This is a genomic window from Burkholderia sp. ABCPW 111, from assembly GCF_000773065.1.
GTDB lineage: Bacteria > Pseudomonadota > Gammaproteobacteria > Burkholderiales > Burkholderiaceae > Burkholderia > Burkholderia savannae.
Window position 1 is genome coordinate 42,637 of the sequence record NZ_JPWT01000064.1, and the last position, 13,690, is coordinate 56,326.

Consider the following 13,690-nt stretch of genomic DNA (forward strand, 5'->3'; position numbering starts at 1 on the left):
CGAGCCGACGTCGAGCAACGCGCATTCCGCCTGTTCGACGTGCGCTCGCCGGCATTGCATCCGGGTGCGGGCGCGTCCGCTTCATCGGCGGATCGGCGGTGCAGCGGCAGAACGATTCGAACAAGCAGCCAGCAGTCTGAGAGAAAGCAGCACGCAGTCAAATGACGAGGGGCCGGTAGTCGACGGCGAACGAACGTGCATCGCAAGCGCGCATGCAGGGTCGTTCGCCCGTTAGCCGGTGCGCAATGCCGCCTGAATCTCGAAGGTGCCCGTAAAGAGACATCGCAAAGAGGATTCATTCAGATGGCCAGACACATCGTTCAAGCAATCCAGTCTCATGCGTTCGCCACGCCGTATAAATGCGCGTTGTCCGATTCTCGCGGCGATCTCGGCTACGCCGATCTCGACAGCTTCAGCACCCGTTTCGCGATGCGCCTGCAGGATCTGGGCTGCCGCCCGGGAGATCGCGTCGTGATGCTCGCGAGCCGCCGCGCGTTGCTCGTCGCGGCGATCGTCGGCGTGTTCAAGGCCGGCTGCGTGCACGTGCCGCTCGATCCGCGCATGCCGACGGACCGCCTGCGATACATCCTGCACGACGTCGCGCCGGCGCTCGTGATCGCCGACGAAGATCTGACCGAAGCGCTCGAGCACGCGTTGCCGTCGGCCGCGCCGATCCTGCCGCTGAGCGAGCTCGAGCGGCTCCTCGCCGACGCAGATTCGGCACGGCTCGACGCGCTCGTGCAGCTGTTGCCGCTGCCGCCGTTCGACGAAACCGCGATCGCATATTGCATCTACACCTCCGGCTCGACCGGCCGTCCGAAGGGCGTGCTGATCAACCACCGCAGCATCGCGGATTTCTTCGAAGGTACGCGCGCCGTCTACGACGTCACGTCGCAATCGAGATGCGCGAGCTTTTCGCCGCTGCATTTCGACGTGTATCTGATGGACATGATGTTTCCGCTCGCGCAGGGCGCGTCGCTGTACGTGCACGACGACGTGAACGCGCCTGACTTGCTGTTCGACGCGATCCGCGCGCACGACGTCACGCATTTCTCCGCGTGGGGCATGATGCTCGGCCTGATCGCGCAGGCGGACGCGTTCGAAGCCGCGCCGCTGCCGCACCTGAAGACGATCCTTACAGGCACCGACGTGCCCGACGTGAAGACGATCCAGCGCTGGCTGAAGAAAAACGCGGGCGTGCAGGTGATCAACGCGTACGGTCCGACCGAGGCCACATGCGCGGCGGTCGCGCACGTGATCCGAGAGGTCGAGCCCGAGCGGCGCGCGCTCTATCCGATCGGCAAGCCGCTCGAGCACGTGAGGGCGTTGCTCGCCGACGAGCGCGGCGAGCGGATCACGGCGCCGGGTGTGCCGGGCGAGCTGATGATCGGCGGCACGCAGGTCATGCAGGGCTATTGGAACTTGCCCGAGGAGACGGCGGCGCGGCTCGTTCGCATGAACGGCGTGCCGTTTTATCGAACGGGCGACGTTTGCACGTATCTCGCCGACGGCAGCCTGTATTACATGGGCCGCAAGGATAACGAAGTGAAGATCGGCGGTTACCGGATTCATCTGAGCGAAATCCAGCGGGTCGTCAACGGCGTGCCGCACGTGCATGGATCGGAGGTCGTGCTGCTCGAATCGCGCTACGGCGAGACGCTGCTTGCCGCGGGCGTGCTGCTCGAGCGCGGCGCGTCGCTCGACGCCGATTCGAAGGTCGACGAAATCAGGCGGCGCCTCGCGGCGGAGCTTCCCGCCTACATGGTGCCTCGCCACGTCATGGTTCTCGAGCAGTTTCCGCAGTTGTCATCGGGAAAGACGGATCGCAAAGCGCTTCTGTCGATATTGCAACACCGCGTCAATGAAAGTAACCAGGAGGAAGTGAATCCATGAAGACCGAAACGATGTTGATTCAGATTCTGGAGAGCGTGATCGGCGTCAAGAAGGTGACGGGCGATACCCGTTTTCTGGATATCGGCGGCAATTCGCTCAATCTCGTCGAAGTGCTGAAGCAGATCAAGGCGAAAACGGGCGTCGCGCCGTCGCCGAGGCTGTTTTTCGACAAGACGCGCTCGACGGTGGCGGCGTTGAGCGGCGAAATCGACGCACTGCGCGAGCTCAGCGGCGCCGAGGCCCCGGTCGCGGGCTGATTCCGGAGGGCGTTTCACGAGCCGCGAAAGCGGCGGCCGCGACAAGCGGATTTTTCAAGACATGGCTCTTTACGCCATATTTAGGAGAACTGAGATGCAAAAGCGTTTTCACATGTCGGAAGCCGAAAAGAATTCTTTTTACGAGAACGGCTTCGCCGGCCCGTTCACGCTGTACGAACCGGAGGAGATGACCCGCGTCTGGAACGAAGTGCGGATGGACCTGCTCGATGCGACGAAGGCGGCGTTCCCGAACAGCCGGCTCAACTATGACCGTCATCTCGACATGCCCGATCTGAACCAGATCATTAGTCATCCGAAGATCGTCGATCGGATCTCGAGCATCCTCGGCCCGGACGTGCTGAGCTGGCGAACCGAGTGGTTTCCGAAATACCCGGGCGACGAAGGTACCGACTGGCACCAGGCCGAGAGCTTCGTGGAGTTCGAAGGCACCGAGAAGCTCGAGCCGACGGCGGCGGAAGAAGGGCGGCCGTGGGAGCTGACCGCGTGGATCGCGATGAGCGAGGCGACGAAGGAGAACGGCTGCCTGAAGCTGATGCCGGGCAGCCACCGCACCTGGTTCTTCGACGAGAAGCGCAACATCCCGTTCGAGCCGGAGAACTTCAACAAGCGCGTGCTCGACGACGGCCAGAAATCAGGCTTCTACGGCTACGACTACGAGAAGCTGAAGCTCGATCCGAGCTGGAAGCCGGACGAGTCGCGCGCGGTGCACATGGAAGTGAAGCCGGGCCAGTTCTTCATCTTCACGTCGCGCTGCATGCATGGCTCGAATCCGAACACGAGCAAGGATTCGGTGCGTTTCGGCTGGGCGACGCGCTTCGTGCCGACGCACGTGAAGGTGTATTCGGGCCAGGAGTCGTTCCACCACTTCGGCGAAGTGCTGCCGCTCGACCGCTACTCGACGGTGCTGGTGGCGGGCGAGGACCGCTATGGCCATAACCGCGTGACGAAGCCGCTCGCCGCAGTTGCGGCGATCGCGTAAGCGAAGGAAGGCGCCGACATGAATGCATGCGAGGCCCGCTGGTTCCTGTTCGGCGCCGACGAACGGAAACCCGATGTACGAATCCGGCTGTTCTGCTTTCACTACGCGGGCAGCGGCGGCTCGATCTTCAGACACTGGGTCGAGTCGCTGCCGGACGGCGTCGAGCTTGTCGCGGTGCAGATGCCCGGCCGCGAGAACCGGCTGAACGAGCCGCTGTTGCACTCGATGGACGAAGTCGCGTCTCCGCTCGTCGACGCGCTCGCTCCGCTGCTCGACCGGCCGTTTGCGTTCTTCGGGCACAGCACGGGCGCGCTGATCGGTTTCGAGGTCGCGCGGGTGCTGCGCGCTCGCGGATATCCGCAGCCGAGGCTTCTGATCGCGTCCGCGCAGAACGCGCCCGACGTGAAGCCGGAAGTGATTCGGCATCGGTTGTCGGATGCCGAGTTCGTCGAAGTGCTGCGCGGCTGCAACGGCACGCCCGACGCGATTCTGCAGGACCCGGCGCTGCTCGAGCTGCTGCTGCCGCGGATTCGCGCGGACGGCGCCGTGTTCGAGACGTACCGCTACGAGCCACAAGCGCCGCTCGATTGCCGGATCGTCGTCTTTCACGGCGTTCACGACGGCCTCGTGCGCGAAGACGGGCTCGCACGCTGGGCGAGCGAGACGCGGCAAAGCTTCGCACGCTACCGGTTTGCCGGCGACCACTTCTTCATTCACGACGAAGAGGCGTCGGTACTCGACCACATCAACCGCGAGCTCGAGCCGCTCTTGAGCGATGCGAGCTCCACTCTAATCGGATGACAGACAAATGGCGCAGTGGAATTCAGATGACGAGCTGTTCGCGCTGATGCGCGCCGAGCTCTCGACCTGCCCCGTCAGCGACGTGATGGAGCAGCTCGGGTTCGCGTACCCGATGCTGCCGCCGGAGATCCGCCCGCTGCGGCGGGACATGGTGATGATCGGCCGCGCGATGCCCGTGCAGGACGAGCCGCCCGTGCCGCACGGCGGTCTCAAGCGTTACGACGCGAAACCGTTTGGACTGCTGTTCGAATCGGTCGAGGCGTTGCGTCCGGGCGAGGTCTACGTCGCGAGCGGCGGCCCGACGGCTGTCGCGCGGCTCGGCGATCTGCTTGTCACGCGCGCGCGCAATCTCGGTGCGGCGGGTGTCGTGTTGAACGCGCACGTGCGCGACGCGAACGCGATTGCCGATCTGAACCTGCCGGCGTTCGCGCACGGCACGTACGCATACGGGCTGCAGGGGCGCCACAACGTCGTCGACTATCGCTGTTCGATCACCGTTGGCCACGTGCGAATCCGGCCGGGCGACCTGATCTTCGGCGACGGTGACGGCGTCTGCGTGATTCCGCGCGAAGCGGAGCAGGAAGTGATCAACCGCGCGATCGCGAAGAACCGGCTCGAACGCAAGGTTCGCGACGCGATCGTCGAAGGCCGCAGCGTCGTCGACGCATTCAATCAATACAACGTCATGTGAGGAGCGCAACAGCGATGAAAGCGAGCTACGTGTGGAAGAACGGCGAACTGGTGCCGTGGGAGCGTGCGCAGGTGCACGTGATGAGCCATGCGCTGCATTACGGAACCAGCGTGTTCGAGGGCGTGCGCGCCTACGAGATCGGCGAGAAGGCGGCGATTCTCTGCGGCCGCGAGCACTTCGAGCGCTTGCTGTTCAGCTGCAAGGTCGCGCGGATTCCATCGCCGATGAGCGTCGGGCAGTGGATGGAGGCGACGGTCGAGACGCTGCGCGCGAACGGTCAGCGCAGCGCGTACATCCGGCCGCTCGTCTATCGCGGCGCGGGCGAGTCGCTCGGGCTCGACGCGCGGCAATGCCCGGCCGAAGCGCTGCTCGTGACGATGCCGTGGGGCGCGTATCTCGGCGACGAGGCGCTGGAGCAGGGCGTCGACGTGCAGGTCAGCAGCTGGCGGCGCAACGGCGCGGGCGCGGCGAGCACGCTCGCGAAGATCGGCGGCCAGTACGTCAACGGCCAGGCGATCGTGATGGAGGCGCACGAGAACGGGATGAGCGAGGGCATCGCGCTCGACGCGAACGGTTTCGTGAGCGAAGGCAGCGGCGAGAACGTGTTCCTCGTCTACAAGAACGAGATCTTCACGCCGTCGATCGGCAGCAGCATCCTGAGCGGCATCACGCGCAATTGCGTGATTCGGATCGCGCGCGACCTCGGCTACACCGTGACCGAGACGAGCATTCCGCGCGAGATGCTTTATCTCGCCGACGAGATCTTCTTCACCGGCACCGCGGTCGAGATCTGTCCGGTGCGCTCGGTCGACAGGATGTTCGTCGGCGGCGGCAAGCGCGGTCCCGTGACGAAGGCGATCCAGGATCAGTACTTCGGCATCGTGCGCGGCACGCACGCGGACAAATGGAACTGGCTTACGCCCGTGCCGGTGCCGGCGCGCGACGGAGCGCGGTCATGAGCGCGCGCGAATCGGCGGCCGCTTCGCCGTGGCTGATCGTCCACGCGGCGCGGGATGCGCGCGTACGGCTCTTCTGCTTTCACTACGCGGGCGCGACCGCGTCGATCTTTCGGACGTGGCCGCGCGGCTTGCCCGACTGGGTCGAAGTGGTGGCGGTGCAACTGCCCGGCCGCGAGTATCGGCTGGGCGAGCCGCTGATCGAGGACGCCGAGCCGATCGTCGCGGCGCTCGCGGAGGTCGTGCCGCCGCTGCTCGATCTGCCGTACGCGTTCTTCGGCCACAGCATGGGCGCGCTGATCGCGTTCGACCTCGCACGCCTGCTGCGCGCGCGCGGCTTCGCCAAGCCTTCGCTGTTCGTCGCGTCGGGCCGCAGCGCGCCGCGTTTTCGCTGGCGGGACGCGGGCATTCAGACGCTGCCCGACGATGCGTTCATCGCCGCGGTGCGCGACTACAACGGCACGCCCGACGCGCTGATCGCCGATCCGGCGCTGCGCGACCTCTGGCTGCCCCGGCTGCGGGCGGATCTGACGATCTCCGCGACGTACCGATACGTCGAAGCGCCGCCGCTCGATTGCCCGCTGCTCGTGCTGCACGGCTCGAACGACGGCCTCGTGAGCGACGCCGGGCTGTCGGGCTGGCTCGCCGAGACGAGCGGAGCCGCGCGCTACGTCGGTTTTTCGGGCGGCCATTTCTTCATGCACGGCGAAGAAGAGGGCGTGCTCGGCGAAATCGGCCGCGAGCTGGAGCGTGTGCTCGCACGCGAAGCGGCGGGTGTGCAAAGCGGCATGCGCGGTTCGGCGGCGCGCATGCGTCATTTGACGGAGGAGAGCGGCATATGAAGAACAAATCATCGCGCACGCGCGTGGCGATCCTCGGGTCGGGCAGCATCGGGCTCGATCTGATGTTCAAAGTGAAGGCATCCGAACAATTCGATCTGAGGTTCGTCGTCGGGCGTAATGCGCAGAGCGACGGACTCAAGCTCGCGCGCAGCTGCAACGTCGAGACGTCGAGCGACGGTCTCGACTTCCTGAAGGAGAACGAGGGGGCGTACGACCTCGTGTTCGACGCGACGTCGGCCGCCGCGCACAAAATCAACAATCGCTTCTTCTCGGACGCGGGCAAGTTCGTGATCGACCTGACGCCCGCGAAGCTCGGCCGCCTGTGCGTGCCGTGCATCAATCTGGACGACATGGGCGCCGAGCAGAACGTGAACCTCATCACCTGCGGCGGGCAGGCGAGCCTGCCGCTTGCGTACGCACTGAAGCAGGCGGTCGACGAGATCGAATACCTGGAGGTGGTGTCGGCGATCGCGTCGCGCAGCGCCGGCATCGCGACGCGCGAGAACATCGACGAATACATGACGACGACCGAATACGCGCTCGCGAAATTCAGCGGTGCGAAGAAGACGAAGGCGATCCTCAACATCAATCCCGCCGAGCCCGGCGTGCGGATGCAGACCACGCTCTATGCGTACGCGCGCTATCGCGATTTCGATCGGGTGCGTGCGTGCGTCGCCGGCATGGTCGAGAAGGTTCGCGAATACGTGCCCGGCTATCGGCTTGTCGTCGAACCGCTCGAAAGCCAGGGCAGGATCACGATCGGCCTGACGGTGCGCGGGCGCGGCGACTACCTGCCCGAGTACGCGGGCAATCTGGACATCATCAATTGCGCGGCGCTCGCGGTCGCCTCGCATCGGCATGCAACCGCCAGACAAGGAGCCACACAATGATACTGATCAGCGATGCGACCTTGCGCGACGGCAATCACGCGATTCGCCATCAACTGAGCGCCGCGCAGATTCATGCGTATGCGCGCGCGGCCGACGAGGCCGGCATCGACGTCGTCGAAGTCGGGCACGGCAACGGTCTCGGCGGTTCGTCGTGCCTGCTCGGACAGACGCCCATCGGCGATCGCCTGATGCTCGAGACCGCGCGCGCCGCGCTGCGCACGAGCCGGCTCGGCGTGCATTTCATTCCCGGGCTCGGCAAGGCGGCGGACATCGCGCTCGCGCTCGAGATCGGCGTCGACGTCGTGCGCGTCGCGACGCATTGCACCGAAGCGAACGTGTCCGCGCGCTTCATCGAGCAGACGCGACACGCGGGCCGCACAGCGTTCGGTGTGCTGATGATGTCGCACATGGCGCCGCCCGACGTGCTGCTCGCGCAAGCGAGGCTGATGGAGCGTTACGGCGCGCAGGCGGTCGTGCTGATGGACAGCGCCGGCTACTCGACGCCGTCGCTCGTGCGCGCGAAGGTCGAGCGCCTCGTCGACGGCCTCGATATCGACGTCGGCTTTCATGCGCACAACAATCTCGGGCTCGCGGTCGCGAACAGCCTCGTCGCGCTCGAGGCAGGCGCGCGCATCGTCGATGCCTGCGTGAAAGGCTTCGGCGCGGGCGCGGGCAACACGCAGCTCGAGACGCTCGTCGCCGCGATGGAACGCGAAGGGCACGGCGCGCGAACGACGTTCGAGCGCGTGATGACGCTCGCGCGCAGCACCGAGGCTTTCCTGAATCCGAAGACGCCGCACATCCAGCCGGCGAACATCGCGAGCGGCCTGTACGGCCTCTTTTCCGGCTATGTGCCGCACATCCAGAAGGCGGCGCAGGAGTTCGGCGTCAACGAGTTCGATCTGTACAAGCGGCTCGCGGAACGCAAGCTCGTCGCCGGCCAGGAGGACATCATCATCGAGGAGGCGAGCCGTCTCGCGCGCGAGCGGGACGTGCAGCGCGCGAGCGACGGCGTGCGGATTCGCGAGCTGTCCGCGTGAGCGCGGACGCATTTCACACGATCGAACGAGGAGGGAATCGTGACAGGTTTGAGCGAACGAGGTTTTGGTGCATGGGATCGAGTCGAGCGCGAAGTGCTGACCGATCGGATCGAGCGTCAGGTCGTCTCGGGCGACGCGCTGACGCTGGCGAAGCTGTTCCTGAAGAAAGGCGCGTTCGTCGGAACGCATTCGCATCCGAACGAGCAGTTCACCTACATCCTCGAAGGACGCCTGCTGTTCCGTTACGGCGAGCGCCTCGAGCACGAGGTCGAGGTGGGGCCCGGCGAGATCCTGCATCTTCCGGCGAACGTGCCGCACAACGCGTTGTGTCTCGAGGACGCGGTCGATCTCGACGTGTTTACGCCGCCGCGGGCCGACTGGCTCGCGCCGGACGGCAATCGCTACTTCGCCGGCGCACCGGCCGCGGCTTCGTCCGCGCCGGCGGCCGGCCGATGAACGACCACCATCGAAGCCGACGAACCGAGGAGGCGCCGTGCTCATCCAGGATGCATTGCTCAAGATGTCGTTATACGTGTCGCTCGTGCTGATCGTGCCGGGGCCGACGAACACGCTGCTGCTGTCGTCGGGCCTGAAGGCCGGCCTGCGCGGCACCTGGCACCTCGTGATCGCGGAGGCGCTGGGCTATGTCGTCGCGATCTCGCTATGGGGGTTCTTCCTGCTGTCGGTGGCGGCGAGCCGGCCCTGGCTCTTCGGCGCGATCAAGCTGCTGAGCGCCGCGTACATCCTGTGGCTCGCGGTCAAGATGTGGACGAAGAGCCGCGCGCTGCACGAGCTGACCGCGGGGCCGATCAGTTTCGCGGATCTGTTCGTCGCGACGCTGATGAACCCGAAGGCACTGCTGTTTGCGAGCACGATGTTTCCGCTAGAAGCGTTCCGGTCGCTCAGCTACTTCGGATGGGCGGTCGTCGTGTTCCTGATCGTGCTCGCGCCGATCGGCGTCGGCTGGTCGAGCCTGGGCGGGCTGCTGACGTCGCAGCGCTCGTGGGCCGAGCATACGTCGACGTTCATGCGCTGCGCGTCGCTCGTGCTCGCGACGTTTTCTGGATCGCTCGCGTATTCGGTGTTGGGGCGCTGAATCCGCTCGCGGGCGGGCGGCCCGCGAGCGGCCATCGACGATAGGAGAGACGGGCGGGCCGTGCGCCGCGCCCCGTTCATTCGGAGATGTAGCCCTCCGCCAGGAAACCGAGCTGCTTCGCCTTGTTCGCGCTCGTCTTGATGTGGCTGCTATTCATCTTCTTGTTGATCGACGTGAACAGCTGATAGACCGCATGTTCGTCGAGCTGTAGTTCCTCGGCGACGTGGCGCGCGTTGCCGCCCCTGCCGACGAGCCGCAACGCGACGAGTTCGCGACGGCTCAGCGACATTTCTCGGGCAAGCATCTGGCGCTGCGCCGTGACTTTCCATTCGAGCATCTCGGTCGCTAGTCCGCGCAGCGTTCGCCGGTTGCGCCAGATGATTTCTTCGCCTTGCGCGGGCGGCAGCGACGAACTGACGTGCAACAAACCGATCGTGTCGTCGTCGCGGCGGTGTGCAGGAAAGAACACGTTGCTGGCCAGGCCGAGCAATTGCGTCTGCTGATTCAGCCAATGATCGGACGGCAGCGTTGCGAGCGTTGACGCACGCAGCGGGCGCGTGTCGTTGCGTGCATGCGCGATGGCGGGATCGTTCAAATACCAATGGCGATGCACATAACGGTGTGCCCAAACGGGCGTTCCGCCGATTAATAATTCGTGGTTCTTCAAGTTTCCGGTTTTCTCGTCGATTCTGAAGTAATGGTAAAAACAGTTTGTTGCGCCACATTCGGCGGCTGTGTTGCGCATTACAGTCAGTAAGCCGCTTTCGCTGACGCATTCAGACGCGAATTCGGGTTGAATCGCCTTGTATTCGGTGGATTCCACGGTGTTTTCGGGAACGCCAACTACTGCTCGATATAGACTTTCGAGCTCCACCGAATAAGGATCGTGTTCGATGAACGACGTAACGGTCGCGCCGTCGAATAAATCCAGACGTTGCACGAACGATGGCTGGCGCGGCGCCGCGTGGTGTCGCTCGAGCAAGTATCCTTGGGCCGCGTCGCCACATATCCTGAGCGATATCTGTTTGTCGCCGACAACGCCGTTGCGTTCCTGGGTGACGTCCATTCGCGCGTGTTCGATAGGAAATACGGTGCGATTTCGAGCCATACGCGCCAGGCCGTGCTTCGAGGATTCCGAACTTCATGACGATTCGCCGCGACCTACCGGAGCGCCGAGCTGATGGCGACGGGCGCGACGGGAAATTGCTCGCGGTGTGCGGGGTCGGAGGCATATGCCGAATTATGTCCTTTAACTTACTGCGACTATAGATTGGTTGGCAATACAAACTTTTAATTACTTGTATCGCTCTGAATGAGTAATTTGAGATTTGTAAATTTAGTTTTTTTGGTGGCCAATAAAATCGATGGAAATCGAATCGGAAAATTCCTAGATGACCATTCGATCCGCAGATGCACATCGAGATTCGACGAGGCGATTCTTCCGGCGATGCGTGCGGTTCCCGTCTCGACGTGAATGGATGGTTGTGCACTCAATCATCGACGGACGAGTTCCTATCGTCTCTCTGGCGACACGATCCCCATATGTGCTGGCACGCGACTTCGCCGGCCATGCGTTCCGATGGCGTGAGCTCGAACGGCGTTGGCTGCCGTCATCGAGATGCGCCAGCGCGATGGATGTCGAGTAACGAGCGGTTCGCAACGTTTGTCTCGCTGGTTGGTTTATGCGAAGCCAGGCGGATATGCCGCCGACGGCGCGCCGAATGTCGAGCGCGGCCGGATGGGCCGCGCGTGCGCGCAAGCGCTCGGACGAGGACGTCCGCATCCACCTGGTGGGCGGATGCGGCGGTCGGAAGAGGCGGGGCGAGGGGTGTTCGGCCGCCGCCGGGTGGTCGAATGTCTTTAGTGGTCTGCCTGGTGCTGCGAGCGCCGGCCGCGGACCGCGGAAATCCACGAACCCGGCGTGATGCCGTAAGTGCTCTTGAAGTGCCGCGACATATGGCTTTGATCGGAGAAGCCCGCGTCGGTGGACGAGGTCGACAGCGATTCGCCTTCCATCAACAGTTTGCGCACGAGATTGAGCTGCCGTTGAGTGCGAAAGCGGCTCGGGCTCGTGCCGAACAGCGTGCGGAACTGGCGGGCGATTGTCCAGCGGTCGAGCCCCGAGGCGTGTTCGAGCGCGTCCATCGAGATCGCCGTGTGCGGGCGGGACGCGATGATATCGCGTATGCGCGTCAATTCGGCCACGGCGAGCGTGCCGGTCTTGGGCGCGCCGCTGTTCGCGGCGGCGGCCGTCAGCAGGTTCGCGACGGCGACGGCGATGTCGAAGCGGGACAGGTTGTCGATTTCCTCGTCCAGGTTCCAGACGCCGGCTGCGAGTCCTTCGGCGACGGCGGGCGCCTGAACGATCGGTGAGCGGACGAACGGAAGCATGCGTCCGCCAAGGGCTTCCTGGACGAGCGCGGGGTCAACGTAGACGATCCGGTAGCCGAAGCCTTCGTCGGTTCCCGCGCGGCCGTCGTGCAGTTCGTCCGGGTGAAGGATATGGCACTGCCCCGGCAGGCAGTGGTGGGTTTCGCCGAGATAGCGGAAGGTCTGCACGCCCGAGAGCGTGATGCCGATCGCGTACGTGTCGTGACGATGGGGCGTGAACGCGTGATCGAGGAAGTGCGCCTCTGCGCGCTCGATGCCCGTGGCGCCGGAGCCGATCCGAATGTGGTTCCTGTCGGGCGCGGTGTCGCGTGCACAATCGTTCAAGACAGCCTCCGTGGCGCTTCCATAAGCTACCTGTTCAAAAAATGGTGCATTGGAGCCTCGATGGTAAACCAAGTCGATCTAGTTTCGGATATGTTGCGCTCACTTCTGGCCCTGCTCCTTGCGGCGACCGTGGTGATGGGCAGCCCCGGGCCGTCGACGGTCAGTGCGACGGCGATGGGCGCGTCCTACGGGGTGCGCAGGTCGCTCAAATATGCTTGGGGCCTCATTGCCGGCACGGTCGCCGTGCTGCTTCTCGTGTCGACGGGCGTGACGGCTTTCGTGATGTCGATGCCGAACGGCGCGAGGATGCTCAACATCATTTCCGCTGTCTACATTCTCTATCTTGCGTACAAGATTGCGACTGCGCCACCGCTCGACGCGCGCAAAGGAGACGTCTCGTCTCCCGCGTTCAAGGGCGGCTTCCTTTTGGCCGTCGCCAATCCGAAGGCGTACATCGCGATCGGCGCGGTGTTTGCAGGGACGACGCTCGTTGCCAGCAACTATGGCCTGGATGCTGCCGCCAAAATTGCCCTGCTGAGCGTGATGATCATCGTTATCCATCTCGGCTGGCTGCTGGCAGGCGTGTCGTTGTCCCGTTTCCTGCACGATCCGGTTGCGTCCCGCATCATCAATGTTTCCTTGGCGGCGATATTGGTGCTTGTTTCGCTGATTGCGCTATTCGAATGAAGTAATTGCCTTGGGGGCGTTATTAATTGCGGCTCTTCGTTTTCGTCTCGGCTCGGTTGGAGCGGCCGATTCGGCGTTGGAGCCGATCCGCTGTTCGCCGTCGGCGGTATGAGATTTGCGCCGTCGGCGCGCGCATTCGATCAGGCGGCCCGTTGGCATCGGAAGGGTGCGGGCGCTATCGCGATGCGATGCCGATGCCCGTCGGCTTGGGCATCGGTGCGGAGCGTCTTCGGCCTTGCATCAGCGTGCGGCGCGCGGGTGTTTTTCCATTCGTTGCAACGAGATGCCTAGCGTGCGCAACAATTCCCATCCACCGGTTTTGCTATATGCGATGCCGAATTCTCGCTCGATCAACATGCATACTCGCGCGACCGTCCACTGCGGGCTCGTGAAACCCGCCGCGAGCGCGCCGTCGTCGAGCATGGCGCGAAGTACCGCGCATTTTGCGGAAGTCAATCGCCTTGGCCGTCCCAGCGGCTTTGCGACATGCAACTCGCGTTGCGCAAGCCGTCTCGCCCATCTGCACACCGACTGCCGCGACACGACCAGCGTTCGCGCAACGTCGGCCTGAGACATGCCCATCTCGAGCAAGTCGAGACCCTTCATGCGCCGTTCGGCGACCGACGATCCTCTATCTTGCTTCGTGCCCATATGCTTCACCATTTAAAAGTCATCGTTGATGAAATGGAGTGCTAAATAATTAAAAAATCAGTGAAAGGTCGATGAAAATAACATTAGAATGTCGATGAGACAGCTAGTGAAAAAATCCTGCCGAATCCGAGCCGCTGCCATGAAAACATGGCCGTAATGCCTCGGTGCGAG

Annotated in this window: 15 protein-coding genes; 12 read left to right on the forward strand and 3 right to left on the reverse strand. The window is 63.9% G+C overall.

From position 1 onward, the window contains the following. Positions 1 to 303 precede the first annotated feature (303 nt). From X946_RS12800 to X946_RS12850, 11 genes are all read left to right on the forward strand, one after another. On the forward strand, positions 304 to 1,893 hold the full coding sequence (locus tag X946_RS12800; RefSeq protein ID WP_038748077.1) for an amino acid adenylation domain-containing protein: 1,590 nt from the start codon (positions 304 to 306) through the stop codon (positions 1,891 to 1,893). Further along, on the forward strand, positions 1,890 to 2,150 hold the full coding sequence (locus X946_RS12805) for an acyl carrier protein (RefSeq protein ID WP_038748080.1): 261 nt from the start codon (positions 1,890 to 1,892) through the stop codon (positions 2,148 to 2,150). The genes X946_RS12800 and X946_RS12805 overlap by 4 nt, the downstream gene beginning before the upstream one ends. A gap of 94 nt (positions 2,151 to 2,244) precedes the next feature. Next, positions 2,245 to 3,150 (forward strand): chlorinating enzyme, encoded by a 906-nt coding sequence (locus X946_RS12810; protein ID WP_038748083.1) that lies wholly within the window; start codon positions 2,245 to 2,247, stop codon positions 3,148 to 3,150. Positions 3,151 to 3,168: 18 nt separating this feature from the next. Further along, positions 3,169 to 3,951 (forward strand): thioesterase II family protein, encoded by a 783-nt coding sequence (locus X946_RS12815; protein ID WP_038748086.1) that lies wholly within the window; start codon positions 3,169 to 3,171, stop codon positions 3,949 to 3,951. A 7-nt stretch (positions 3,952 to 3,958) separates the two neighbouring features. Beyond that, complete coding sequence (locus X946_RS12820; protein WP_038748089.1) at positions 3,959 to 4,642, forward strand: RraA family protein; 684 nt, start codon at positions 3,959 to 3,961, stop codon at positions 4,640 to 4,642. Positions 4,643 to 4,656: 14 nt separating this feature from the next. After that, a complete protein-coding gene (locus X946_RS12825; RefSeq protein WP_038748091.1) occupies positions 4,657 to 5,601 on the forward strand; it encodes a branched-chain amino acid transaminase in 945 nt (314 codons plus the stop codon). Continuing rightward, positions 5,598 to 6,440: a thioesterase II family protein gene (locus tag X946_RS12830; RefSeq protein ID WP_038748093.1), complete on the forward strand. Its 843-nt coding sequence runs from the start codon at positions 5,598 to 5,600 to the stop codon at positions 6,438 to 6,440. The genes X946_RS12825 and X946_RS12830 overlap by 4 nt, the downstream gene beginning before the upstream one ends. Further along, the gene (locus X946_RS12835; RefSeq protein ID WP_038748095.1) at positions 6,437 to 7,330 is read left to right on the forward strand and encodes an acetaldehyde dehydrogenase (acetylating); all 894 of its coding nucleotides are present in this window, start codon (positions 6,437 to 6,439) and stop codon (positions 7,328 to 7,330) included. Before X946_RS12830 ends, X946_RS12835 begins: the two co-directional genes overlap by 4 nt. After that, the gene (gene dmpG, locus X946_RS12840) at positions 7,327 to 8,370 is read left to right on the forward strand and encodes a 4-hydroxy-2-oxovalerate aldolase (protein WP_038748096.1); all 1,044 of its coding nucleotides are present in this window, start codon (positions 7,327 to 7,329) and stop codon (positions 8,368 to 8,370) included. Before X946_RS12835 ends, dmpG begins: the two co-directional genes overlap by 4 nt. A 48-nt stretch (positions 8,371 to 8,418) precedes the next feature. Continuing rightward, positions 8,419 to 8,826: a cupin domain-containing protein gene (locus tag X946_RS12845; protein ID WP_038748097.1), complete on the forward strand. Its 408-nt coding sequence runs from the start codon at positions 8,419 to 8,421 to the stop codon at positions 8,824 to 8,826. Positions 8,827 to 8,863: 37 nt separating this feature from the next. Then, positions 8,864 to 9,466, forward strand: coding sequence for a LysE family translocator (locus tag X946_RS12850; protein ID WP_038748099.1), 603 nt, complete (start codon positions 8,864 to 8,866; stop codon positions 9,464 to 9,466). A gap of 76 nt (positions 9,467 to 9,542) precedes the next feature. Here X946_RS12850 and X946_RS12855 read toward each other — a convergent pair whose 3' ends face one another. Both X946_RS12855 and X946_RS12860 read right to left on the reverse strand, forming a co-directional pair. Next, complete coding sequence (locus X946_RS12855; RefSeq protein ID WP_038748101.1) at positions 9,543 to 10,574, reverse strand: helix-turn-helix transcriptional regulator; 1,032 nt, start codon at positions 10,572 to 10,574, stop codon at positions 9,543 to 9,545. Positions 10,575 to 11,326: 752 nt separating this feature from the next. Next, on the reverse strand, positions 11,327 to 12,181 hold the full coding sequence (locus tag X946_RS12860; protein ID WP_038748103.1) for an AraC family transcriptional regulator: 855 nt from the start codon (positions 12,179 to 12,181) through the stop codon (positions 11,327 to 11,329). A 93-nt stretch (positions 12,182 to 12,274) separates the two neighbouring features. Here X946_RS12860 and X946_RS12865 point away from each other — a divergent pair, with 93 nt between their 5' ends. After that, positions 12,275 to 12,868: a LysE family translocator gene (locus X946_RS12865; protein WP_038748140.1), complete on the forward strand. Its 594-nt coding sequence runs from the start codon at positions 12,275 to 12,277 to the stop codon at positions 12,866 to 12,868. A 240-nt stretch (positions 12,869 to 13,108) separates the two neighbouring features. Here X946_RS12865 and X946_RS12870 read toward each other — a convergent pair whose 3' ends face one another. After that, positions 13,109 to 13,519, reverse strand: a complete 411-nt coding sequence (locus tag X946_RS12870) for a winged helix-turn-helix domain-containing protein (protein ID WP_038748142.1) — start codon at positions 13,517 to 13,519, stop codon at positions 13,109 to 13,111. Between the last annotated feature and the right edge of the window lie 171 nt (positions 13,520 to 13,690).

Coding starts and splice junctions, on each gene's coding strand:
- X946_RS12800 (WP_038748077.1), top strand. CDS start 304: ATGGCCAGACACATCGTTCAAGCAATCCAGTCTCATGCGTTCGCCACG.
- X946_RS12805 (WP_038748080.1), top strand. CDS start 1,890: ATGAAGACCGAAACGATGTTGATTCAGATTCTGGAGAGCGTGATCGGC.
- X946_RS12810 (WP_038748083.1), top strand. CDS start 2,245: ATGCAAAAGCGTTTTCACATGTCGGAAGCCGAAAAGAATTCTTTTTAC.
- X946_RS12815 (WP_038748086.1), top strand. CDS start 3,169: ATGAATGCATGCGAGGCCCGCTGGTTCCTGTTCGGCGCCGACGAACGG.
- X946_RS12820 (WP_038748089.1), top strand. CDS start 3,959: ATGGCGCAGTGGAATTCAGATGACGAGCTGTTCGCGCTGATGCGCGCC.
- X946_RS12825 (WP_038748091.1), top strand. CDS start 4,657: ATGAAAGCGAGCTACGTGTGGAAGAACGGCGAACTGGTGCCGTGGGAG.
- X946_RS12830 (WP_038748093.1), top strand. CDS start 5,598: ATGAGCGCGCGCGAATCGGCGGCCGCTTCGCCGTGGCTGATCGTCCAC.
- X946_RS12835 (WP_038748095.1), top strand. CDS start 6,437: ATGAAGAACAAATCATCGCGCACGCGCGTGGCGATCCTCGGGTCGGGC.
- dmpG (WP_038748096.1), top strand. CDS start 7,327: ATGATACTGATCAGCGATGCGACCTTGCGCGACGGCAATCACGCGATT.
- X946_RS12855 (WP_038748101.1), bottom strand. CDS start 10,574: ATGGCTCGAAATCGCACCGTATTTCCTATCGAACACGCGCGAATGGAC.
- X946_RS12870 (WP_038748142.1), bottom strand. CDS start 13,519: ATGGGCACGAAGCAAGATAGAGGATCGTCGGTCGCCGAACGGCGCATG.